The sequence below is a fragment of the Streptomyces sp. NPDC002104 genome (genome assembly GCF_053593795.1).
Map to the genome: position 1 here is coordinate 29,561 of NZ_JBSFDF010000033.1, position 22,482 is coordinate 52,042.

19 protein-coding genes are annotated in these 22,482 nt (G+C 73.9%); 7 read left to right on the forward strand and 12 right to left on the reverse strand.

The window, feature by feature from the left end:
- Positions 1-5 precede the first annotated feature (5 nt).
- From ACWCP2_RS25335 to hutU, 8 genes are all read right to left on the reverse strand, one after another.
- Positions 6-1,304 carry a hypothetical protein gene (locus ACWCP2_RS25335; protein WP_450910871.1) on the reverse strand — a complete coding sequence of 433 codons (1,299 nt, stop codon included), beginning with the start codon at positions 1,302-1,304 and terminating at the stop codon, positions 6-8.
- Positions 1,301-2,398 (reverse strand): hypothetical protein, encoded by a 1,098-nt coding sequence (locus ACWCP2_RS25340; protein WP_450910914.1) that lies wholly within the window; start codon positions 2,396-2,398, stop codon positions 1,301-1,303. Before ACWCP2_RS25340 ends, ACWCP2_RS25335 begins: the two co-directional genes overlap by 4 nt.
- Before the next feature lie 110 nt (positions 2,399-2,508).
- Positions 2,509-3,555 carry a COG1470 family protein gene (locus ACWCP2_RS25345; protein WP_450910872.1) on the reverse strand — a complete coding sequence of 349 codons (1,047 nt, stop codon included), beginning with the start codon at positions 3,553-3,555 and terminating at the stop codon, positions 2,509-2,511.
- Between the two features lie 17 nt (positions 3,556-3,572).
- Positions 3,573-4,283, reverse strand: a complete 711-nt coding sequence (locus ACWCP2_RS25350; protein WP_450910873.1) for an LPXTG cell wall anchor domain-containing protein — start codon at positions 4,281-4,283, stop codon at positions 3,573-3,575.
- Between the two features lie 187 nt (positions 4,284-4,470).
- A complete protein-coding gene (gene hutI, locus ACWCP2_RS25355; RefSeq protein WP_450910874.1) occupies positions 4,471-5,649 on the reverse strand; it encodes an imidazolonepropionase in 1,179 nt (392 codons plus the stop codon).
- 148 nt (positions 5,650-5,797) lie between these two features.
- Positions 5,798-7,159 (reverse strand): formimidoylglutamate deiminase, encoded by a 1,362-nt coding sequence (locus ACWCP2_RS25360; RefSeq protein ID WP_450910875.1) that lies wholly within the window; start codon positions 7,157-7,159, stop codon positions 5,798-5,800.
- The gene (locus ACWCP2_RS25365; RefSeq protein WP_450910915.1) at positions 7,150-8,340 is read right to left on the reverse strand and encodes an allantoate amidohydrolase; all 1,191 of its coding nucleotides are present in this window, start codon (positions 8,338-8,340) and stop codon (positions 7,150-7,152) included. Before ACWCP2_RS25365 ends, ACWCP2_RS25360 begins: the two co-directional genes overlap by 10 nt.
- Before the next feature lie 125 nt (positions 8,341-8,465).
- Positions 8,466-10,130, reverse strand: coding sequence for a urocanate hydratase (hutU, locus tag ACWCP2_RS25370; RefSeq protein WP_450910876.1), 1,665 nt, complete (start codon positions 10,128-10,130; stop codon positions 8,466-8,468).
- A 104-nt stretch (positions 10,131-10,234) separates the two neighbouring features.
- Between hutU and ACWCP2_RS25375 the strand changes: the two genes are divergently transcribed.
- A complete protein-coding gene (locus ACWCP2_RS25375) occupies positions 10,235-11,590 on the forward strand; it encodes a diaminopimelate decarboxylase (protein ID WP_450910877.1) in 1,356 nt (451 codons plus the stop codon).
- Between the two features lie 239 nt (positions 11,591-11,829).
- Here ACWCP2_RS25375 and ACWCP2_RS25380 read toward each other — a convergent pair whose 3' ends face one another.
- A complete protein-coding gene (locus tag ACWCP2_RS25380; protein WP_450910878.1) occupies positions 11,830-12,387 on the reverse strand; it encodes a TetR/AcrR family transcriptional regulator in 558 nt (185 codons plus the stop codon).
- Between the two features lie 134 nt (positions 12,388-12,521).
- Between ACWCP2_RS25380 and ACWCP2_RS25385 the strand changes: the two genes are divergently transcribed.
- Positions 12,522-13,673, forward strand: a complete 1,152-nt coding sequence (locus ACWCP2_RS25385; protein WP_450910879.1) for an FAD-dependent oxidoreductase — start codon at positions 12,522-12,524, stop codon at positions 13,671-13,673.
- 20 nt (positions 13,674-13,693) lie between these two features.
- Here ACWCP2_RS25385 and ACWCP2_RS25390 read toward each other — a convergent pair whose 3' ends face one another.
- A complete protein-coding gene (locus ACWCP2_RS25390; RefSeq protein WP_450910880.1) occupies positions 13,694-14,536 on the reverse strand; it encodes a MurR/RpiR family transcriptional regulator in 843 nt (280 codons plus the stop codon).
- Between the two features lie 292 nt (positions 14,537-14,828).
- Here ACWCP2_RS25390 and ACWCP2_RS25395 point away from each other — a divergent pair, with 292 nt between their 5' ends.
- Together ACWCP2_RS25395 and ACWCP2_RS25400 are read left to right on the forward strand one after the other, a co-directional pair.
- On the forward strand, positions 14,829-16,115 hold the full coding sequence (locus ACWCP2_RS25395) for an MFS transporter (protein WP_450910881.1): 1,287 nt from the start codon (positions 14,829-14,831) through the stop codon (positions 16,113-16,115).
- A gap of 9 nt (positions 16,116-16,124) precedes the next feature.
- On the forward strand, positions 16,125-16,511 hold the full coding sequence (locus ACWCP2_RS25400) for a hypothetical protein (RefSeq protein WP_450910882.1): 387 nt from the start codon (positions 16,125-16,127) through the stop codon (positions 16,509-16,511).
- Positions 16,512-16,883: 372 nt separating this feature from the next.
- On the opposite strand, the gene ACWCP2_RS25405 is transcribed toward ACWCP2_RS25400, so the two are convergent.
- Positions 16,884-18,269 (reverse strand): cystathionine beta-synthase, encoded by a 1,386-nt coding sequence (locus tag ACWCP2_RS25405; RefSeq protein WP_450910916.1) that lies wholly within the window; start codon positions 18,267-18,269, stop codon positions 16,884-16,886.
- Positions 18,270-18,436: 167 nt separating this feature from the next.
- Between ACWCP2_RS25405 and ACWCP2_RS25410 the strand changes: the two genes are divergently transcribed.
- From ACWCP2_RS25410 to ACWCP2_RS25420, 3 genes are all read left to right on the forward strand, one after another.
- Positions 18,437-19,555, forward strand: a complete 1,119-nt coding sequence (locus ACWCP2_RS25410; RefSeq protein WP_450910883.1) for an SGNH/GDSL hydrolase family protein — start codon at positions 18,437-18,439, stop codon at positions 19,553-19,555.
- 66 nt (positions 19,556-19,621) lie between these two features.
- Positions 19,622-20,842 carry an acetyl-CoA C-acetyltransferase gene (locus tag ACWCP2_RS25415; protein WP_450910884.1) on the forward strand — a complete coding sequence of 407 codons (1,221 nt, stop codon included), beginning with the start codon at positions 19,622-19,624 and terminating at the stop codon, positions 20,840-20,842.
- Between the two features lie 383 nt (positions 20,843-21,225).
- Positions 21,226-22,035: a hypothetical protein gene (locus ACWCP2_RS25420; protein ID WP_450910885.1), complete on the forward strand. Its 810-nt coding sequence runs from the start codon at positions 21,226-21,228 to the stop codon at positions 22,033-22,035.
- 46 nt (positions 22,036-22,081) lie between these two features.
- Here the strand turns inward: ACWCP2_RS25420 and ACWCP2_RS25425 are convergent, their stop codons facing one another.
- Entirely contained in the window at positions 22,082-22,471 is a 390-nt protein-coding gene (locus ACWCP2_RS25425; protein WP_450910886.1) for a hypothetical protein, read from the reverse strand.
- Positions 22,472-22,482 lie beyond the last annotated feature (11 nt).

The window sequence follows — 22,482 nt, forward strand, 5'->3', positions numbered from 1 at the left end:
GGCCGTCAGCGCCGGGCGCGCAGGCGGCGCCACGGGGTGAAGGTGAAGACGGCGGCGCCGAGGAGCATCACCGTGCCGGCGACCAGGGCCAGGGCCTTGATGCCGCCTTCGTCCGAGGCTCCGGTCTGGGCGAGGCCGCCCGAGGTGCTGCCCGAGGAGCCGGAGGACCCCGACGAGCCCGAGGTGCCCGAGCCGCCCGGCTGGGCCGCGGTGTCGAGGGTGAGCGACGGCGTGGCACCGCTCGCGGTGCAGGGCACCACGATCGGCTTGGCGCCCGGGACCATGACCACGCTGATCGTCAGCTTGTCCGGGGTCAGCGTGGTCCTGCCGGTCTTGCCCGGCTTGTAGGTGCCCTTCATGTCGCTGAGGCTGACCGGCGTACCGATCTTGATCGCCTCGGGGTTCCCCGGTCCGCTGACCTTGACGATGCCGCTGTCGGCGCCGCCGAGTTTGATGTCCATCGCGGGCTGGAGCGCACCCGCCGGAAGGTCCGCGGGGCTGTTCATCACGCCCTTGGCGGTCGTGGCGGTCAGGTCGTAGCTGCCGCCGTTCTTCCTGGCGTTGATCGTCACCTTGCCCTTCAGCGGGCCGTCGGGCATGAAGGCCCCGCAGTCGAAGGTGACGGCCACGGGCTGACCCGGGAAGTCGGTCTGGCCCCCGCCGGTCGGGGAGGGCCCGGGACTCGTGGGCGGCGCGCTCGTCGGCGGCCCGCTGGTGGGCGGAGCCGAGGTGGGCGGCGGGGTGGTCGGGGGCTTGCTGGTGGGCGGCGGGGTGGTCGGCGGGGTGGTGCCGCCGCCGGTGGTCACCTCCAGCTCCAGGGACGGCTTGGGGCTGTTGCCCGGGGTGCACGTGGTGGTGGTCCCCAGGGCCTTGATCAGCAGGACACCGGCGGTGAAGGTGACCTTGCCGGACTTCTTGGGCGTGTACGTGCCCGTCAGGTCGCTGATCTTGATGGGCGTGTTGGCCGGGATCTTCTCGGGGTTGGACTGGCCGGCGACGTCGACCGCCCCCGTGTCGTCACCGCCCAGAACGATCTTCGCGCTCGGGGTCATCGACCCCGCTTCGAGCGCGACGGGGCTGGAGGAGACGCCCTTCTGGAAGGACATCGTCAGCTTGTACCCGGCGCCCTCCTTGACGGCCTTGATGTCGATCGGCGAGACCGCCGACTTGGGGCCGATGGGCGTCTCGCAGTCGTACTTGACCTCGACCACGTCCGCCTGAGCCGGCGTGGCCCCCATGGCGATGCCCGCGCCGCCGAGCAGCAGCGCGACCGCGGCCGCGCTCGCCCTCCGTTGGGTTTTCACTGAAGTCCCTTCGTCGTCGGACTGTTCTCAGACGGTGCGGACGTCTGTGGTGCAGGTGCTTCGGTTTCCTGGGTCCCCGGCGCGCTGTCCGGGGTGAACCACGGCAGTACCGCCGTGGTGGTCTGTGGGGGTTCGGCCGCCGGGGCGGAGCGGGCCGGGCGCCGTGCGGGAGCCCGCGCGGGTCCCCGTACCGCCGGGATCCGCGGGAGCCGGGCGGTCACGGCCGCCGCCGGGTCGGGCTGCGGCCGGTGGCCGCGGTGGCGGCCCGCATCCCGCGGGCGGACCTTGTCGACGACGGCCATGCCGATCCGGAAGACGCCGGCCGGGATCACCAGCAGGAGCAGGCCCCAGAACAGCAGCACCCCGTACGGGCGGGCCACGCCCCAGGGCTGCGTGGCCAGCACCGTCTCCCCGTACTTGAGGGAGAGGGTGTAGTCCCCGTGGGCGCCGGCCGTCAGGGTGGCGTCGAGGGAGACCTCCGCCTTCCCGCCGGGCGGGATGGTGCCCTTCCAGCGGACCTCCTCCCAGGTCGGCGCGAACACCCCGTGGGCGGTGCCGAGCTGGAAGACCGGGTCCTTGACCGCGGCGGAGCCGAGATTGCCCACGGTGACCGTGAACGTGCGGCCCGGCGGCGCCCCGAACCAGGTCAGCACCCCGTCCTCGCCCTTGAGCCGGACCGCGGTGAGCAGGGCGAGCCGGGCCGTGCCGCCCTCGGCGGGCAGGTCCGCGACCGGGTGGTCGGTGATCTTCAGCGGGGCCGCGACGGTGGACTGGTCCCCGTTGACGGAGGTCACGTTGACCACGCAGGGGCAGGGCTTGGGCGGGGCGACCACCGGGAGCTGGGCCGAGAAGTGCCCGTCGTCGGCGACCGAGACGGCCACCCCGTCGGCGTTGGCGCAGCTGTTGGTGCCGCCGATCATGTTCTGGCCGCAGACCAGCAGCATCACCATGGTTCTGGGCCGCCAGCCCGTTCCGGTGACGGCGATCTCCGTGCCCTTGGCGGCCTCCTTGAGGGAGAGGGCCACGGCCGGCCCGGGCGCGTCGTCCGCGGTGGCCGGGGCCGCGGCGAACAGCGCCAGCGCGCACACCGCCACCGCCGCGGCCAGCCCCGCCGTCAGCCCCGTACGTCCCGCCGCCAGGCCCGCGCGTCCCGCCGCGACCAGGGCCCTGACCTTGCCGCCGTGTCTCCCACCGGCCTTGGCGCTCACCTGGGTGCTCCCGTCAACTCGTGTTCCGGCGCTGGGGCTTCTTCGGGTACGGCGCTCGCGTGCGGCGCGGGCCCGGACCCCGGTCCGAACCGGCCGGACCGAACCCGCCGCTTGCGTACGAGGAGCAGCGCGCCCGCCGTCACGGCGCCCAGGCCCAGCAGCCCGAGGCCGGTCGCGCCCGCGATGCCCCAGGGCACGCACCAGACCGAGGCGCTCCCCGTGGCGCGGGCGCCGCCGGGGGCCGTGACGGTGAGGGTCAGGGCGACCCGGTCGAAGACGGGTGCGCCGGGCCAGGGTTCGGTCAGCTCGACGCGCTGGCCGGGCAGCACCTCGACGGGCAGGGCGCGGACGCTGCGGCCCGCGACCTTGCCGAGGGCGCCCTCGGCGCTGATGGCGAGCTCGGGGGCGAGGGCCACGTTGCCGCGGTTGACCAGCGTGTACGCGACGCGCGCGGCCGCGCCCTTGCCCCGTACGGAGACGTCCTCGACCGTGAGCGCCGCCACCGCCGGGCCGCCGACGCGCAGGTGGACCCGTACGCCCACCTCGCGGCCGGACTCGCCGGCGACGACGGCGGCCGGGTGGTCCCCGGGCGGGGAGCCGGGCGGCACGGTGACGGTGAAGGGCACCACCGCGCGGGTGTGCGCCGGGACCTTGACCGTGGTGCCCGCGCCGAAGCTGATCCACAGGCCGGCGCCGGTCGACTCCCTGGCGGAACGCACCGCGAAGGCACCGGCCGCCGTGTTGTAGGCGTCGGCGCCGCGCAGGGTGATGGTGTGCTCCTGGTCGCTGGTGTTGACCAGGGCGAGGCGGTCCTCCAGCACCGTGCCGGAGGTCCCCGCGGCGTAGAAGAACGGGCGCGCAAAGGACGGGCGGGCCCCGGACTCCGCCGCCGCCCGCGCGCTCCCGGCGACGGGCTCGGCGGTCCAGCCGGGACCGTCGGCGGCGGCCGGGGCCGCCACCGCGCAGGGGAGCACGGCGACGGCGGCGGCGAGGGTCGCGAGCAGGAGGCCGCCGGACCTTCGGGGCGCGTGGAGCACGGGCATGACCGGGTGCGCTCCGTTCAGGACCGGGCCCGCTGGCCGCGCCGGGTCAGCCAGAGCACGCCGGCGGCGCCGGAGAGGAGCACGGTGGCGCCGAGGGTTCCGAGGGCGATGGCGGAGTCCTCGGGACCGGTCTGCGGGAGGCTGTCACCCGTGGAGCCGGTGGAGCCCGTGGATCCGGTGGATCCGGTGGATCCGGTGGAGCCGGTGGAGCCGCCGCCCGCGCCCGTCACGTCGAGTTCGAGTGACGGCTTGGGGCTGTTGCCCGGGGTGCAGGTGGTGGTCGTCCCCATCGCCTTGATCGTGAGCACGCCCGCGGTGAGCGTCACCTTGCCGGACTTCTTGGGCGTGTACGTGCCCGAGAGGTCCGTGATCTTGATGGGCGTATTGGCCGGAATGGCCTCGGGGTTGGGCGGCCCGGAGACCGGTACGGACACCTTCTCCGCGCCGCCGACCATGATCACGGCGCTGGGCGTCATCGCGCCCTTGCCGAGCTCGATGGGGCTGGAGGAGACGCCCTTCTGGAAGGACATCGTCAGCTTGTACCCGCTGCCCTCCTTGACTCCTTTGATCTCGATCGGCGACACCGCCGATTTGGGGCCGATGGGGGTCTTGCAGTCGTACTGGACGTCGACAACGGCCGCATGGGCCGCGGGGGCGGCCAGCAGGACCGCCGCCCCCGCCAGCGCGGAGGCCAGCGCGAGCGCGGTGGAGCGTTTCCGGTCGGACACCTTCGTCTTCCCCTCGAACCTTGGGCCACAAGTTACTGACGGCACATCAGATTGGTGGCTCAAGGTAGCCCCGGGGCCCTACGGAGGGAAGACAAAGGACAGCGCCGTATCAACAGCCCGTCCATGGGCCGCGATCCGCCGCGATCCGCGCCCGGGGGCGGTCCGCGGCGTCCGGATACCGGCGGTTTCAGGCCGTCTTGAGGCCCTTCTGCCAGACGGCCGAAACCAGCGGAACGCCCGGCCGGTAGGCGAGGTGGACGTGGCTGGGGGCGTCGAGCAGGGCCAGGTCCGCGCGGGCTCCCGGGGTCACGGTGCCGATGTCGGTACGGCGCAGGGCCCGGGCGCCGCCGGCGGTGGCGGACCACAGGGCCTCGTCCGGGGTCATCCCCATGTCGCGGACGGCGAGGGCGATGCAGAACGGCATCGAACTCGTGTAGGAGGAGCCCGGGTTGCAGTCGGTCGACAGCGCCACCGTGACCCCGGCGTCGAGGAGCCTGCGGGCGTCGGGCCACTGCGCGCGGGTGGAGAACTCGGCGCCGGGCAGCAGGGTCGCCACCGTCGTGCCGGACGCCTGGGCGAGGGCGTCCACGTCGGCGTCGGTGAGGTGGGTGCAGTGGTCCGCGGAGGCCGCCTCCAGCTCGACGGCGAGCTGGACGCCGGGGCCGTGGGAGAGCTGGTTGGCGTGGACGCGCGGGATCAGCCCGGCGGCGGCGCCGGCCGTGAGGATCGCCCGGGCCTGGTCGCCGTCGAAGGCGCCCTTCTCGCAGAACACGTCCACCCAGCGGGCGTACGGGGCGCAGGCGGTCAGCATCTCGCCGGTGACGAGGGCCACGTAGCCCGCCGGGTCGTCGGCGTAGTCCGGGGAGACGATGTGCGCGCCGAGGTAGGTGACCTCCTCTGTGTGCGCGGCGGCGATGCGCAGGGCTCGTGCCTCGTCCTGGACCGTGAGGCCGTAGCCGGACTTGGTCTCGAAGGTGGTGGTGCCCTGGCGGCGGGCCTCGTGGAGGTGGCGCACCAGGTTCGCCTCGAGCGCGGCGTCGGAGGCGGCGCGGGTGGCGGCGACGGTGGTGCGGATGCCTCCGGCGGAGTAGCTGCGGCCGGACATGCGGGCGTTGAACTCGGCGGTGCGGTCGCCCGCGAAGACGAGGTGGGAGTGGGAGTCGACGAAGCCGGGGATGGCGGCGCGGCCCTCGGCGTCGTACGTCTCGTCGGCCGCCGGGGCCTCGGCGGCGGGGCCGACCCAGGCGATGCGGTCGCCGTCGATGACCACGGCCGCGTCGTGGATCAGGCCGAGGGGGGTGCCGTCGCCCTGGGCGGGGTCGTTGGTGACGAGGCTGCCGATGTGGGTGATCGCTGTGGTGGTCATGGTCCCTCGGGGTGGTCGGCCGGTGCGCTCGAACGCGCGCGGGCTGAAGACAGCCCCGCCTGCGTGTGGGGCGCGGGGGTTCGGGGGCGGAGCCCCGGGGCGCCGGGGCGGGGTGGTGTGGGGGGAAGGCCCGCCGCGGGCGGGGGTGTCAGCCGCGGAGGGCGGCGATGGTGGTGGCCAGCGCCGATGGGGTGTCGGCCACGAGGGTGTGGGCGCCGTCGCGGACGATGTGGCGGCCGGCCACCACGGTGTGGCGGACGTCCGCCGCCGAGGCGGCGAAGACGGCCGTCTCCGCGCCCAGGCGGGGCAGCGCGCCCGCCGTGCGGACGGAGTCCAGCGCGATGGTGGTGAAGTCCGCGAGCGCCCCCGCCTCCAGGCGGCCCGCCTCCGACCAACCCAGGGCGGCGTGCCCGTCGGCGGTGGCGGCGGTGAGCAGGGCGTTGGCCGTCCAGTGGCCGCGCGTACGGCTGCTCAGGCGCTCGTTGAGTTCCATCGCGCGCGCCTCCTCCAGCAGGTCGATCACGGCATGGCTGTCGCTGCCCAGCGAGAGCGGACTGCCCGCGCGCTGGAGGCGGACGGCCGGGCCGATGCCGTCGGCGAGGTCGCGTTCGGTGGTGGGGCACATGCAGGTGCCCGTGGTGGTGGAGCCCAGCAGGGCGATGTCGGTGTCGGTCAGGTGCGTGTTGTGCACCCCGGTGGTGCGCGGGCCGAGCACCCCGTGGTCGGCGAGGAGCTGGGTCGGGGTGCGGCCGTGGGCCGCCAGGCAGGCGTCGTTCTCGGCGGTCTGCTCCGAGAGGTGCACGTGGAGCGGCGCCCGGCGTTCGGACGCCCAGGCCGCGACCGTGGCGAGCTGAGCCGCCGGTACCGCGCGCACGGAGTGGATCGCGGCCCCGATCAGGGCGTGTTCGCGGGCCTTGAGGGCCGAGACCCGCTCCGCCCAGGAGTCCGCGGTCCCGTCGGAGAAGCGCAGCTGGTGGGGGTTGGGCGCTTCGCCGAAGCCCGCCGACAGGTACGCCGTGTCGAGGAGGGTGATGCGGATGCCGGCCTCGGCGGCGGCCGCGATCAGGGCCTCGCCCATGGCGTTGGGGTCCGCGTACGGGACTCCGCCGGGGGCGTGGTGGACGTAGTGGAACTCCCCCACCGCGGTGATGCCGGCCAGCGCCATCTCGGCGTAGACGGCCCGCGCGAGCGCGAAGTAGCTGTCGGGGGTGAGGTTCTGGGCGACCTTGTACATGAAGTCGCGCCAGGTCCAGAAGGTGCCGCTGCCGACCTGCACGGTCGAGCGCAGGGCCCGGTGGAAGGCGTGGCTGTGCGCGTTGGCCAGGCCCGGGAGCGTCAGTCCGCGCAGGACCTCCGCGCCCGGGGGCGGGGTCTCGTACCCGGGACCGGTCCGCAGGGCGGAGATCCGCCCGTCCTCGGACACGTCCAGGGCGACGCCCGGCTCGACATGGGTGCCGAGCCAGGCGTGCTCCAGCCAGTACGTCTTCAACGCGTGCCCCTTCACCTGCATGCGAGCCCTTCCAGTACGTCGGCGAGGGCGAGGACGCCCGCCACGCAGTCGTCCTCGGCGGCGAACTCCCGCGGGGAGTGGGAGACCCCGGTGGGGTTGCGCACGAACAGCATGGCGGTCGGGACGGCGGCCGAGAGGATTCCGGCGTCGTGTCCCGCGCCCGTGCCGAGCACGGGGACGGCTCCGCCGAGGATCCGGTTCATCTCCTCGCGCAGGGCGTGCTCGAACTCGACGACCGGGGTGAAGGATTCCCGGACCACGTCCAGGTCGATCCCCTCCGCGTCCGCGCGCTCGCGGGCGGCCTTCTCGATCGCGGTCACGACCGTGTCGAGGGTGGCCTGGTCGGCGGCCCGGGAGTCGAGCCAGCCGCGCACGAGGGACGGGATGGCGTTGACCCCGTTGGGCTCGACGGCGATCTTCCCGAAAGTGGCCACGGCCCCGGCGAGGGCCGCCTCGGCGCGGGCCGCGAGCACGGTCTGCGCGTAGGTGAGCATCGGGTCGCGGCGGTCCGCGAGCCGGGTGGTGCCGGCGTGGTTGGCCTCGCCCCGGAAGTCGAAGCGCCAGCGGCCGTGCGGCCAGATCGCGGAGGCGATGCCGACCCGGTCCCCGGACAGGTCCAGGGCGCGGCCCTGTTCCACGTGCAGTTCGACGAAGGCACCGATGCGGGCGAGGCGTTCGGGGTCGGCCCCGATGGTCCCGGGGTCGTAGCCGGCCGCCTCCATCGCCTGCGGGAGGCTGATGCCGTCCGCGTCGCGGAGCTCGTACGCCTTCTCCCTGGTCAGCTGCCCGGCGGCCAGCCGGGAGCCGACGCAGGCGAGGCCGAAGCGGGCCCCCTCCTCGTCGCCGAAGTTGGTGATGGCCAGGGGCCTGGAGAACTCCGCTCCCCTCCTGCGGAGTTCGTCCAGGGCCGCGAAGGAGGACACCACCCCGAGGGGGCCGTCGAAGGCCCCGCCGTCGGGGACGGAGTCCAGGTGCGAGCCGGTGACCACGGCGTCACCGGCGAGGGGGTCGCCGAGCCAGGCCCACTGGTTGCCGTTGCGGTCGGTCTCGTACGCGAGCCCGCGCGCCTCGGCCTGCGCCTGGAACCAGGTCCGGCAGTCGGCGTCCGCGCCGGTCCAGGCGTACCGCCGGTACCCGCCGGAGTCGGCGTTGCGGCCGATGGGCGCGAGGTCGGCCCACATGCTGTGGAACGAGCCCGCGCCGTGGTCACCGGGGGCGGGGGCCGCCGGGTGCGGCCCGGTGGGGGGTGTGCCCACCCGTTCCGCCCCGGCGGAACGACTGCCCGCACCCCCGTCTGCGGGGAAGGTCACGCCGGGTCACCCTCGCGCATCGGGATGCGGACGCCGCGCTCGTCGGCGACCGTCTCGGCGATGTCGTAGCCGGCGTCGACGTGGCGGATGACGCCCATGCCCGGGTCGTTGGTCAGGACGCGGCGGATCTTCTCGCCCGCGAGCTTGGTGCCGTCGGCGACCGTGACCTGGCCCGCGTGGATGGAGCGGCCCATGCCGACGCCGCCGCCGTGGTGGATGGAGACCCAGGACGCGCCGGAGGCCACGTTGACCATGGCGTTGAGCAGCGGCCAGTCGGCGATCGCGTCGGAGCCGTCGAGCATGGCCTCGGTCTCGCGGTACGGGGAGGCCACCGAGCCGCAGTCGAGGTGGTCGCGGCCGATGACCAGCGGCGCGGCCAGGGTGCCGTCGGCGACCATCTCGTTGAAGCGCTCGCCGGCCTTGTCGCGCTCGCCGTAGCCGAGCCAGCAGATGCGGGCGGGCAGGCCCTGGAAGTGGACGCGCTCGCCGGCCATCTTGATCCAGCGGTGCAGGGACTCGTTCTCGGGGAAGAGCTCCAGCATCGCCTTGTCGGTCTTGTGGATGTCCGAGGCCTCGCCGGACAGGGCGGCCCAGCGGAACGGGCCCTTGCCCTCGCAGAACAGCGGGCGGATGTAGGCGGGGACGAAGCCGGGGAAGGCGAAGGCGCGGTCGTAGCCGGCCAGCTGGGCCTCGCCGCGGATGGAGTTGCCGTAGTCGAAGACCTCGGCGCCCGCGTCCATGAAGCCGACCATGGCCTCGACGTGCGTGGCCATGGACTCGCGGGCGCGGGTGGTGAACCCGGCCGGGTCCTTGGCCGCGTAGGCCGCCATGTCGTCGAAGTCCACGCCGACGGGCAGGTAGGCGAGCGGGTCGTGGGCGGAGGTCTGGTCCGTCACGATGTCGATCGGGGCGCCCTCGGCGAGCATCTGCGGGAGGAGGTCGGCGGCGTTGCCGAGCAGACCGATGGAGAGCGGCTTGCGGGCGTCGCGGGCCTCGACGGCGAGCTGCAGCGCGTGCCGCAGGCTGTCGGCCTTGACGTCCAGGTAGCGGTGCTCGATCCGGCGGTCGATGGCGCGCGGGTCGACGTCGATGCAGATGGCGACGCCGTCGTTCATCGTCACGGCCAGCGGCTGGGCGCCACCCATGCCGCCGAGGCCGGCGGTGAGGGTGATGGTCCCTGCCAGCGTCCCGTTGAACTTCTTGGCGGCGACGGCCGCGAAGGTCTCGTAGGTCCCCTGCAGGATTCCCTGGGTGCCGATGTAGATCCAGGACCCGGCGGTCATCTGCCCGTACATGGTCAGGCCCAGGTTCTCCAGGCGGCGGAACTCCTCCCAGTTGGCCCAGTCGCCGACCAGGTTGGAGTTCGCGAGGAGCACGCGCGGCGCCCACTCGTGCGTCTGCATGACGCCGACCGGGCGGCCGGACTGCACGAGCATCGTCTCGTCCTGCTTGAGGGTCCGCAGCGTGCGGACCATCGCGTCGTACGAGCGCCAGTCGCGGGCGGCCTTGCCGGTGCCGCCGTAGACGACGAGCTTGTCGGGGTGCTCCGCGACCTCGGGGTCGAGGTTGTTCTGGAGCATCCGCAGCGCGGCCTCCTGCTGCCATCCCAGGGTGCTCAGCTCGGTACCTCGCGCGGCACGTACGGGGCGGGGTCCTGACATGGCGGTGCCTCCTCCGTTGTTGGTCTATCCATTCACATCCTTCCTCCCTGAATAGATTCAGTCAACAGCTGCGGGCGGACGCGCCGGATGATGGGATGGCGGACATGGCAGCCGAAGACTCCGCCGAGGACTGCGCCGAGCACTCCGCCCGGCGACGGGACCTGGCCGTCCGGGCCGCCGTCGGCCAGGGCCTGATCGACGACTCCTCCCCCCTCGTCTGCCTGCTCGACACGGCCGGCATCCGCGCCTCCGCCGCAGCCCTGACCGGCGCCTTCGCCGGGGCCCTCGCCCCCGGCACCCCCGTCCTGCACGCCTTCGCCGTCAAGGCCGCCCCGCTCGTCCCCGTGCTGCGGCTGCTCGCCGACGCCGGACTGGGCTGCGAGGTGGCCAGCCCCGGCGAGCTGGCCCTGGCCCGCGCGGCCGGGGTCGCGCCGGAGCGCATCGTCCTGGACTCCCCCGCGAAAACGGCCGCCGAGCTGCGCGAAGCCCTCGCCCTGGGCGTCGCGGTGAACGCCGACAACCGCCAGGAGCTGGAACGCCTCGACGCCCTCGTCGCGCGGACGCCCACCGCCTCCCCGATCGGCCTGCGGATCAACACCCAGACCGGCGCCGGCACCATCGACGCCCTCTCCACCGCGACGGCCACCTCGAAGTTCGGCATCGCCCTGCGGGACCCGGGCGCGCGCGCATGGCTCGTACGGGCCTTCCTCGACCGGCCGTGGCTCACCCGGCTGCACACCCACTCCGGCTCCCAGGGGGTCCCGCTCCCGCTGATCGCCGAAGGGGTGCGGGAGCTGTACGCACTGGCCGAGGAGATCAACGCGGCGGCCGGGCGGCGGCAGGTCGACACCCTGGACATCGGCGGCGGCCTGCCGGTGAACTTCACCTCGGACGCGGCCACCCCCACCCACGCCGACTACGTGCACACCCTGCGCTCGGCCGCCCCCGGACTCTTCTCGGGGGCGTACGGGCTGGTCACGGAGTTCGGCCGGTCCCTGACGGCCAAACACGGGCTGATCCTCACCCGGGTGGAGTACACGAAGACCACCGGCGGGCGGCCCATCGCCCTCACGCACGCGGGGGTCCACCTGGCCACCCGTACGGTGTACGCCCCCGCGGCCTGGCCGCTGCGCATCCTCCCGTACTCCGCGAAGGGGTCCCCCCTGACGGGGCCGCCCGTCGCCCAGGACATCGCCGGCCCGGCCTGCTTCGCGGGCGACCTGCTGGCGTCCGCGCGGGAGCTCCCGCTCCTGGCCCCCGGGGACCTCGTCTGCGTCCCCGACACCGGGGCGTACGCCTTCACCGCGCACTACGGCTACAACAGCCTGCCCCGGCCCCCGGTGCACGGCTTCACGGTGACCCCGGACGGCGGCGTCCGCTTCGCCCTGGCCCGCGCGGCGCAGCGCCTGTCGGACCTCGCGGCGGAGGCGGGCGCAGCAACCCCGGACGCCCTGCTCTGACCGGGTGCGGCCCCGGCCCGGGAACCCTGCCCCGGCGCTGCGCCCGCCGGCCGGGCGGCCCTGCGGGGCGAAGTCCCCCACCCGCCCTTCCACCGTTCCCCGGGCGCCGCCCGGACCCCGAAGACCTGGGGCTCCGCCCCAGACCCCGGTCCTCAAACGCCGGACGGCTGAAGAGACCCGGGGCCGGCCCCCACCCCCAGCCAGCCCAGCACAGCACAGCGCAGCGCAGCGCCCCGCGCTCAGGCGGCCGAAAGCGCCGCCGCCACCCCCGGTACCACCGCCGCAATCACCGCCTCCGGCGAGAGCCCCACCATCGGGGGCAGCCGCAGCAGGTACCGGGTCAGCGCCAGGCCCAGCAGCTGCGTGGCCACCAGCCCCGCCACCCGCGCCCCCCGGTCGGGACCGAGCGCCGGCGCGACCTGGGTCGCGAAGACCTCCCGCATCCGGGCCGCCGCCGCCTCATGGGTCACCGCGGAGCGCAACAGCACGAGCAGCGCGTCATCCGCCGGATCCCCCTCCCACCGCTCCACGAAGTGCCGTACGAGCACCTGCGCCAGCTCCCCCTCGGGAACCGCCCCCAGGTCCGGCAGCCGCAGGTCCACCGCCAGGGCCGCGTCGAAGAGGCCCTCCTTGTTCCCGAAGTACCGCATCACCATCGACGGGTCGATCCCCGCGTCCGCCGCGACGCCGCGGATCGTCGTCCGCTCGTACCCCTGCGCGGCGAACCGCTCCCGCGCCGCCCGCAGGATCGCCGCCTTGGTCTGCCCGCCCCGGGTCTCCGACTCATTCGCTGTCATGCCACCAACCGTAGGCCAACATCCGTGGGCCAACAACCGTAGGCCAACAACCGTTGACATCCGCCCGCACCCAGCGCATCCTGATGTCAACAGCCGTTGGCCAACAACCGTTGGCATCCAGGAGGAGACCCCAGATGTCGCTCCCCGCCACCACCCGCGTCGCCATCGTCGGAGCCGGCCCCACCGGCCTCACCCTCGCCCTCACGCTCGCCCGGGCCGGCATCGACTTCGTGCTCCTGGACCGGCAGGCCGAGGGCGCCAACACCTCCCGCGCCGCCGTGATCCACGCCCGCACCCTGGAGGTCCTCGACGCGCTCGACCCGGCCGCCTGCGCCGAACTGGTCCGGCGCGGCACGCCCGTCACCCGGTTCCGGATCCGCGACGGCGCCCGCCCGCTCGCCGCCGTCACCTTCGACGGCCTGCCCACGGCCCACCCGTACGCCCTGATGCTCCCGCAGGACCGGACGGAGGCCGTCCTCCTCGGCCGGCTGCGCGCCCTCGGCGGCGACGTCCACCGCCCGTACGAGGTCACCGCCGTCACCCAGGACGCCACCGGGGTCACCCTCACCACCGCCACCGGCGAGACCCTGCGCGCCTCCCACGCCGTCGGCGCCGACGGCATGCACAGCACGGTCCGCGAGGCCGCCGGGATCGGTTTCACCGGCAGCGCCTACGCGGAGTCCTTCGTCCTCGCCGACGTGCGGATGGACTGGGCCCCGGGCCCCCAGGAGGTCTCCCTCACCTTCGGCGGGGCCGGACCCACCGTGGTGGCCCCGCTCCCCGGAGGCCGCTACCGCGTGGTCACCACCGTCGCCGATGCCCCCTCCGAGCCGGACCTGCCCTTCGTGCAGGCCCTGCTGGACGCCCGCGCCCCCGGCCAGGCCACCGTCACCGACGTCGTCTGGTCCTCGCGGTTCCGGGTCCACCACCGGGTCGCGGACCACTACCGCGCCGGCCGCCTGCTGCTCGCGGGCGACGCCGCGCACGTGCACAGCCCGGCCGGCGGCCAGGGCATGAACACCGGCATCCAGGACGGCCACGCCCTCGGCCGCGCCCTCGCCACCGCCCTCACCACCGGCACGGACGAGGCGCTCGACGCCTACGAGGCCACCCGCCGCCCCGTCGCCCTGCGGGTGATCGCCCTGACCGACCGGATGACCCGCGTCGCCGCCACCCGCAACCCGGCCGTACGCGCCGTACGCAACACCCTGCTCCCGCTGCTGGCCCGCGTCCCGGCACTGAACCGGCGCCTGGCCACGGAACTGGCGGAACTGAACTACCGCTAGGCCGTGGCCGGCGATCCCCCCTACTCCACGAACAGCCCCCGCGCCGCGGCCCGCGCGTCGAAGGCCTCCAGCCGGGCCTGCGCGTCCGGCAGCGCGTCCGCCATCGCCTCCAGCAGCACCCGCCCCAGCAGCATCGGCGCGCACGCCGTGTCGAAGGCCAGGCCCGTGCCGACCGGCGCCGGGATCAGCAGGTCCGAGTGGCGGGCCACCGGTGCGAAGGCCGAATCCGCGACCGTGACCACGGTCAGCCCGGCCCCCCGCGCATGCTCCAGGGCCTCGGCCACCTCCTTCGGGTGGCGGGGCAGCGCGAAGCACAGCAGGGCGGAGGCCCCGGCGCCCGCGGCCGCGTCGATCCGGTCGGCGAGCATCGAGCCGCCCTCGTCGAGCAGCCGTACGTCCGGGTGGACCTTCGCCGCGAAGTACGCGAACCCGCGCGCCTGCGAGGACGCCGCGCGCAGCCCCAGGACGGGCAGCGGGCTCGACCCGGCCAGCAGCCGGCCCGCCTCGCGGACCGGCGCCGGGTCGGCGAGCATCGCGGAGAGCTGCCGCAGGTTCTCGATCTCGCCCTGAACGGCCTGCTGGTACTCGTTGTACGTGTCCTGCTCCCCGCCGCCGGCCCGCTCGGCGGGGGCCACCTCCCGCAGGTGCCGGCGCAGCGCGGGATAGCCGTCGAAGCCCAGCGCCACCGCGAACCGGGTCACCGACGGCTGGCTCACCCCGGCCAGCTCGGCGAGCTCCACGCTCGACAGGAACGGCACCTCGGCGGCCCCGCGCACCATGCAGTGCGCGATGCGCCGCTGCGTCGGCGTCAGCCGGTGCCCCTCGAACAGCTTCTGCAGCCGGGCCGCAGGGCTCTCGCTCATCCCGTTCCCCTCCGTCCCCGTCCGCCGGGCGGCCGGGCGGCCACCGACGGGATATTCAGTCTCCGAGCACTCTGCATGCGGCTATGCAGGACGGCAACCCGATCCCGTCATCCGAGACCCCCTGACACCCCCGCGTCGACCCCGCGAGAGCCACCCCCGGCGCCCCCGCGAGACCCGCCCGCGGGCCCGTATCAATTCCCTTGACCGGCCCACGCCCCGCGCTCGATTCTCAAGGACCGGCCGCCGGGCTCGACGCGGCCAACCCCCACCGGATTCAACCGAATTGGCCCCCATGGTGTCTTCCCCCGCGTCCGCCCCACCCGTACCCGGAAGCCGAACCGGATCCCGCACCCGGACCCGTCTGTGGACCAGGAACTTCGGCCTGTTCTTCACCGCCCGCATCGTTTCGATGCTGGGCGACACGATGATGCCGGTGGCCCTGGCCGTGGCCATGATCTCGCTCGGCCACGGGGTGAGCGGCATCGGGTACGCGCTGGGCGCCTGGATGGGGTCCTTCGCCCTCTTCATCGTCTTCGGCGGGGTGATCGCGGACCGCTTCCACCCCCTGCCGCAGATGATCGGCGCCGACGCGGTCCGCTGCGTGGCGCAGGGCTCCTTCGCCGCCTACCTCTGGCTCGGACACCCCACGCTCTGGTTCGTCATCGGCGTCTCGGTCCTCGGCGGCACCGCCACCGCGATGTTCCAGCCGGGCACGGCAAGCCTCGTCCCCCAGGTTTCCACCGACCCCACCCAGGCCAACGGGGTGCTGGGGGTGAGCCAGGGGATGGCCACGATGGCCGGGCCGGCGGTCGCCGGTGTGCTGGTCGCCGCCACCTCCACGGCCTGGGTGTTCGTGATCGACGCGGCCACCTTCGCCGTCAGCGGGCTCTGCCTGGTCCTGCTGCGCCTGCCGCGCTTCGAGGCCGACCGCTCACGGTCCATGCTCACGAACCTGCGGGAGGGCTGGGACGAGTTCCGCTCCAGGTCCTGGCTGTGGGCGGTGATCCTGATCTGGTGGGTGCTCGGCGTCTTCGTCTGGGGCCCGCTCACCCCGCTCGGCGCGGCCTCGATCATCGCCGAGCACGGCAAGGCCGCCTTCGGGTACGCGGAGGGCGCCTTCGGGGCCGGCTGCGTCCTCGGCGGGCTCGTCGCGATCCGGCTCCGCCCGGCCCGGCCGCTGCTCGGCGGCGGGGTGGCGATGTTCCTGTTCCCGGTGATGCCGCTGGCCGCGGCCCTGGTCCCGGCCCTGCCGCTGCTCATGCTCGGCTACGCGATCAGCGGCGTGGGCTGGGCGTTCTGGGGCGTCCAGTGGTCCACCACGATGCAGACCCAGATACCCGAGGACCGGCTCAACCGGGTGACCGCGTACGAGGTGGGCGGTTCGATCCTCGCCATCCCCCTCGGCCAGGTCCTCTCGGGCCCGGCGAGCACCCTCTTCGGCGTCCGCCCGCTCCTGCTGGGCGGGGCCGCGATCGGCCTCGGCTGCGCCCTCGCCCTCCTCCTCGTCCGGCCCGTCCGCGGGCTCGTGCGGCGCGATCCGGGGGTTAGCCCCAGTGCCGGCGAGGACGCCGGCTCCTAGGGTGGCGGGATGGAGTCCCAAGAGATCAAGAAGGAACTCTCCGCCACGCTCGACGCCCGGCGGGAGCTGGGGGCGGAGTACGAGGCCGCGCTGGTGGACTCGTTCGTGGAGAAGGTCGACACGCAGGTCCGCCGGCGCCTCGCGGAGGAGCGGCTCTCCGCGGCCCGCGGCACCCGGCCCGGCGCCGCGGACTCCCAGGACGGCAACTTCGGCGAGCGCTTCGGCTTCGCGATCATCACCCTGGTGCTGGCCATCCCGCTCTCCGCGATCGGCGCCGCCCAGGCCCACCTCAGCGGTCTGGTCGTGGTCTGGCTCGGCATCCTGGGCGTCAACTACGTCCACGCGGCGAAGTTCTCCCGCCACCGGGGCGAGCGCGATACCGATCAGCTGAACTGACCGCCGGGCACCGGGGCACCGGGCGGCCCGCGCACAGGTTTATGCGCGGGGACCGCCGCACCCCGGTTTCCCGGGGGCGGGACGACGGCGGTCCCCGCGCAGGACACGGGCCGGGTCAGGGCCGTCCGCGCGTCCGTGGCGTCCAACGCGGTCCGGGAGCCGCTCCGGAGGTGCGCCGACGCCGTTCGTGATGCCGGCCGGGTCCCGGTCTCCCGGGCTTCCCTGCCGACAACCACCACTGTGCCGGAGCCGTGTTAAGCCGGTGCTGCCGTCACGTGTCGGGCCCGTACCGTTTGCGCGTCGCCCGCGCGCGGGCCCGGGCCCGGGCTCGCACACGGACCCGTACGCGGCCCCCGCGCGGTTCCCTACGGGCTACTTGGCGCCCTTGGCCAGGAACGCCAGCAGGTCCTGACGGCTCACCACACCGGTCGGCTTGCCCTCGACCAGCACGATCGCCGCGTCGGCCTCGCCGAGCACCGCCATCAGCTCGGAGACCGGCTCGCCCGAGCCGACCTGCGGCAGCGGCGCGCTCATGTGCTTCTCCAGCGGGTCGCCCAGCGAGGCGCCGCCCGCGAACAGCGCCGCCAGCAGCTCCTTCTCGACCACGGAGCCGATGACCTCGGCGGCCATCACGTCGGGGTGGCCGGCGCCCGGCTTGACGATCGGCATCTGCGAGACGCCGTACTCGCGCAGGACCTCGATGGCCTCGCCGACGGTCTCCTCCGGGTGCATGTGGACCAGCGAGGGGATGCCGCCCGCCTTGTCCGCGAGCACGTCCCGGATGCGGGCGGAGGGGCCCGCGTCCTCCAGGAAGCCGTGTCCGGCCATCCACTCGTCGTTGAAGATCTTGCTGATGTAGCCGCGCCCGCTGTCCGGGAGCAGGACGACGACCACGTCGTCCGGGCCGAGGCCCTCGGCCGCCTTCAGCGCGGCGACGACCGCCATGCCGCAGGAGCCGCCGACGAGCAGGCCCTCCTCCTTCGCGAGGCGGCGGGTCATCTGGAAGGAGTCCTTGTCGGACACCGCGATGATCTCGTCGGCCACCTCCGCGTCGTAGGCGGTCGGCCAGAAGTCCTCGCCGACGCCCTCGACGAGGTACGGGCGGCCCGAGCCGCCGGAGTAGACCGAGCCCTCGGGGTCGGCGCCGATGACCTTCACGCTGCCGCCGGAGGCCTCCTTGAGGTACCGGCCGGTGCCCGAGATCGTGCCGCCCGTGCCGACGCCCGCGACGAAGTGGGTGATCTTCCCGTCCGTCTGCTCCCAGAGCTCGGGGCCGGTGGTCTCGTAGTGCGAGCGCGGGTTGTTCGGGTTGCTGTACTGGTCGGGCTTCCAGGCACCGGGGGTCTCGCGCACGAGGCGGTCGGACACGTTGTAGTACGAGTCCGGGTGCTCGGGGTCGACGGCGGTCGGGCAGACCACGACCTCGGCGCCGTACGCGCGCATGACGTTGATCTTGTCAGTCGAGACCTTGTCGGGGCAGACGAAGATGCACTTGTAGCCCTTCTGCTGGGCCACGATGGCGAGTCCTACACCCGTGTTGCCGCTCGTGGGCTCCACGATGGTGCCGCCGGGCTTGAGTGCTCCGCTCTGTTCGGCGGCCTCGATCATCCGTACGGCGATGCGGTCCTTCGCGGATCCGCCGGGATTGAAGTACTCGACCTTGGCAAGGACGGTGGCCTGGAGGCCTTCGGTCACACGGTTGAGCTTCACCAGCGGGGTGTTGCCGACGAGGCTGATCATCGAGTCGTGGAATTGCACCATGTTCTCCAAGGAGGGGACTCCACGGGTTCTCCGGGAGGCACCGCCAGACTATGCGGAAAGGGATTGGCCGACCGGCACTACGGGGCAGGTAGGTCAACAGGACGGCGGGGTCGAGCAGGCACGGCGCAGGGATCCGGCCAAGGACCGAGAAGGTGGCTTGAAGGGTGTCCAGGGCGAGGACGGCCCGCCGCATCGCGGCGGGAGCGGCGTACGGCGGTGGCGGGCTCGGGCTCGTCGGGGCCGCCGCGGTCGGGCTGGTGGTCGCGGAAATGCAGTTCGCGAAGCGGACGGTCGGCACGGGCCTGCCGGATCCGCCGCGCGCGGACGGGCTGTACGGGAGCGAGTTCGGCGGACCCGAGCTGAGTCCGGGCCCGCTGCGGTTCGGCGTGCTGGGCGATTCCACGGCCGCCGGGCTGGGGGTGCGGCGGGCCCGGCAGACTCCGGGGGCCCTGCTGGCCTCGGGGCTGGCGGCGGTGGCCGAGCGGCCGGTCGAGCTGCGCAACGTGGCCCTTTCGGGTGCCATGTCGGACGATCTGGACCGGCAGACGGGGCTGCTGCTGGACGGTGACGTCCCGCCCCCCGACGTGTGCGTGATCATGATCGGCGCCAATGACGTGACCCGCCGGATGCCGCCCACCCAGTCGGTGCGGCTGCTGACCGCGGCCGTACGCCGGCTGCGGCTCGCGGGCTCCGAGGTGGTGGTCGGCACCTGTCCGGACCTCGGCACCATCGAGCCCGTCTACCAGCCGCTGCGGTGGCTGGCCCGCCGGGTCTCGCGCCAGCTCGCGGCCGCCCAGACGATCGGGGTGCTCGCGCTGGGCGCCCGTACCGTCTCGATCGGCGACCTGATGGGCACGGAGTTCGCGGCGAACCCCCGCGAGATGTTCGGACCGGACTCCTACCACCCGTCGGCCGAGGGGTACGCGACCGCGGCGATGGCCATACTGCCGACGCTGTGCGCGGCCCTGGGCGTCTGGCCCGAGTCGGACCGGCTGGACGTGTCGCGCAACGAGGACATGCTCCCGCTGGCCAAGGCCGCCTCGGCGGCGGCGGGCCAGGCCGGCACCGAGGTGACCGGTGCCCGCGGCGCCTGGGCCCTGCTCAAGTACCGGCGCAGGCGCCGGGTCCCCGGCGAGGAGCTCGCGGAGCACACGGGAGGCGCCGCGGCCGGCGGCGCGCCGGCCGGTGCGGGACACGCCGGGGCGACCGGCGGGGCGACCGGCGGGGCGACCGGCGCCGCGGGCACGCCCAGAGCGACCGGAGTCACATCGCAAGGGCAGTGACCTCGACGGTACGGGGCGGTAACTTCGCATGCGGTCCCGGTACGACACCACTTCCTTGGAGCCCCGATGCCCGAAGCCGTCATCGTTTCCACCGCCCGTTCGCCGATCGGGCGCGCTTTCAAGGGATCCCTCAAGGACGTCCGCCCGGACGACCTGACCGCCACGGTCATCCAGGCCGCCCTCGCCAAGGTCCCCGGGCTGGACCCGCGCGAGATCGACGACCTGATGCTGGGCTGCGGCCTGCCGGGCGGCGAGCAGGGCCACAACCTCGGCCGGATCGTCGCGGTGCAGATGGGCATGGACCACCTGCCCGCGACCACGATCACCCGCTACTGCGCCTCCTCGCTGCAGACCTCCCGGATGGCGCTGCACGCCATCAAGGCGGGCGAGGGCGACGTCTTCATCTCCGCGGGCGTCGAGATGGTCTCCCGGTCCGTGAACGGCTCCTCCGACGGCATCCCGGGCACCCACAACCCGCTCTTCGCCGATGCCGAGGCCCGCACCAAGGAGGTCGCCGAGTCGACCGGTTCCTCCTGGCACGACCCGCGCGAGGACGGCCGCACCCCCGACGCGTACATCGGGATGGGGCAGACCGCGGAAAACCTGGCCCGGCTCAAGGGCGTGACCCGCGCCGACATGGACGAGTTCGGCGTCCGCTCGCAGAACCTGGCCGAGGAAGCCATCAAGAACGGCTTCTGGGCCCGCGAGATCACCCCGGTCACCACCCCGGACGGCACGGTCGTCTCGCAGGACGACGGCCCGCGCGCCGGGGTCACCCTGGAGGCCGTCCAGGGCCTCAAGCCCGTGTTCCGCCCCGACGGCATGATCACGGCCGGCAACTGCTGCCCGCTGAACGACGGCGCCGCGGCCCTGGTCGTCATGAGCGACACCAAGGCGCGCGAGCTGGGCCTGACCCCGCTGGCGCGGATCGTCTCCACCGGTGTCACCGGCCTGTCCCCCGAGATCATGGGCCTGGGCCCGGTCGAGGCCTCCCGGCAGGCGCTGAAGCGGGCGGGCCTGACCGTCGGCGACATCGACCTGTTCGAGATCAACGAGGCCTTCGCGGCCCAGGTGATCCCCTCCTACCGGGACCTCGAGATCCCGCTGGAGAAGCTGAACGTCAACGGCGGGGCCATCGCCATCGGTCACCCCTTCGGGATGACCGGCGCGCGCATCACGGGCACGCTGATCAACAGCCTGCAGTTCCACGACAAGCAGTTCGGCCTCGAAACCATGTGCGTCGGCGGCGGCCAGGGCATGGCGATGGTGATCGAGCGGCTGAGCTGAGCCGCAGCGGAGGGTAGGGGTCGTCCTGAGGCACGAAGGACGACACCTGCCCGCAGCCAAGGCGAAGCTCAGCGTGAGCGGGGCCGTCAGGATCAAGAGCCGAGGCCGGACGCCGTAAGGGATCCGTCTTGATCCCCCTGCGTCGTACTGACGCCGGATCTAATCCTGTCGCGGCCATTCTGTGACCAAATGTCCCCCAGGATGTGACATACGTCCTGGGGGTTCGTCATTCCCGCAGGTCAGAGGCGATTCGGGCAGTCCCGCCGGGACGAAAGACCTGTCCAATTCATGACGTAATGCACTGCAAGCCATTCCCAGGACGGGACAAGCTGATGTAGGAAGTCGGGGGATCGAAATCAATCAGGAGTTAGACAGTGAGCGCCATGCCTCTTGCCCTACTGCTGACCACGGCCGCTGCCACGGCCGTGGGCGCTGCCGCGCTGCACGCCGTCCACGGCCTGCGCAAGCAGGTCGCGGCCCTGCGCGGTGAGCTGGCGGTGTCGCACCCCCGTGGTGCCACCGTCCCGCACGCCCGCGCCGCCGTGGAGTCCCCCGCCGCCGAGATACGAGCCGCCGTCGCCGAGGCCCTGGCCGAGGAGCGCGAGCGCGAGCTCGCCGAGGCGCGTGCCTTCTGGGCCGCTCAGGAGGCGCGCGACGCCGCCGACGCCCCCTCGCTGCTGGGCGGCCTGTCCGGCCTCGGCGAGGAGAGCCCCGTCTTCCTGCCCCGGCAGGCCGACCTGGTCGGCCTGGAGCCGTTCCCGGGCGACGACGCGGACGACTACCAGAGCTACCCGGAGGACTCGGCCGAGCTGGCCGCCGCCCGCCGGCGCCACCCCTCGCACCCGGACTTCGTCCCCGTGCAGGCCTCGCACCCCGGCGCCGACCACGAGCGCACGGTCAACCGCCTGGAGGAGCTCGCGGAGGCCCGTACGGCCCTCGCGGACGTCCGTCCCGGCCCGCTGGGCACCCTGGACGTGTACGTCTTCACCGACGGCACCACGCTCTGCATGACCCCGGGCCACCGGGAGACCGCCGAGCGGCTCGCCGACGCCCTGCGCTCGGGCAGCGCGCCCGTCCTGCTGGGCGGCTCGGGCATCTCCGGCGCCTACGCCCTGACCTTCTCCTGCGGAGACTCCGAGGACCCGGACAACAACGTCTACATCCTCGCCGACCGCGTCATCGCATCGCTCTGACCGCTCCGATCGCTCCGACCGCGCCGATCCCCCGCGTCGGTCCGCGTCACCGCAGCGCCCCGGCTTCCGCCTGATCGACCAGACGAACGGCCTCGTCCAGCAACTCGGACGGGGCCTTCGCCACGTCCGCGCCCGGGCCGCCCCCGGAGCCGGCCGCCGCGGCGTGCAGGGCCTCGGTGAGGTCCAGACCGGCCACGGCGAGCTGGTCGCCCACCACGAAGATCCCGGCGTCGGGCATCGTCCGCGCCGGAGCCGCCCCCGCGCCGTCCCCGCCGCCCGCGGAGGCGGCCTCCAGCCGCTGCGCGCGCAGCGAGAGCTCCCGGGCCAGGTCCAGCGCCACCTCGGCGGCACCCTGCTGGAGCCGGCTCTGCGGGGCCGCCCGCAGCCGGTCGGCGAAACGTTCCACGGCGGCGGTCAAGGGTGAGGTATCGAGCACCCGGCCGACCT

Coding starts and splice junctions, on each gene's coding strand:
- ACWCP2_RS25360 (WP_450910875.1), bottom strand. CDS start 7,159: ATGCAGGTGAAGGGGCACGCGTTGAAGACGTACTGGCTGGAGCACGCC.
- ACWCP2_RS25395 (WP_450910881.1), top strand. CDS start 14,829: ATGGTGTCTTCCCCCGCGTCCGCCCCACCCGTACCCGGAAGCCGAACC.
- ACWCP2_RS25415 (WP_450910884.1), top strand. CDS start 19,622: ATGCCCGAAGCCGTCATCGTTTCCACCGCCCGTTCGCCGATCGGGCGC.
- ACWCP2_RS25390 (WP_450910880.1), bottom strand. CDS start 14,536: ATGAGCGAGAGCCCTGCGGCCCGGCTGCAGAAGCTGTTCGAGGGGCAC.
- ACWCP2_RS25385 (WP_450910879.1), top strand. CDS start 12,522: ATGTCGCTCCCCGCCACCACCCGCGTCGCCATCGTCGGAGCCGGCCCC.
- ACWCP2_RS25400 (WP_450910882.1), top strand. CDS start 16,125: ATGGAGTCCCAAGAGATCAAGAAGGAACTCTCCGCCACGCTCGACGCC.
- hutU (WP_450910876.1), bottom strand. CDS start 10,130: ATGTCAGGACCCCGCCCCGTACGTGCCGCGCGAGGTACCGAGCTGAGC.
- hutI (WP_450910874.1), bottom strand. CDS start 5,649: ATGACCACCACAGCGATCACCCACATCGGCAGCCTCGTCACCAACGAC.
- ACWCP2_RS25420 (WP_450910885.1), top strand. CDS start 21,226: ATGCCTCTTGCCCTACTGCTGACCACGGCCGCTGCCACGGCCGTGGGC.
- ACWCP2_RS25345 (WP_450910872.1), bottom strand. CDS start 3,555: ATGCCCGTGCTCCACGCGCCCCGAAGGTCCGGCGGCCTCCTGCTCGCG.
- ACWCP2_RS25365 (WP_450910915.1), bottom strand. CDS start 8,340: ATGTGGGCCGACCTCGCGCCCATCGGCCGCAACGCCGACTCCGGCGGG.
- ACWCP2_RS25375 (WP_450910877.1), top strand. CDS start 10,235: ATGGCAGCCGAAGACTCCGCCGAGGACTGCGCCGAGCACTCCGCCCGG.
- ACWCP2_RS25380 (WP_450910878.1), bottom strand. CDS start 12,387: ATGACAGCGAATGAGTCGGAGACCCGGGGCGGGCAGACCAAGGCGGCG.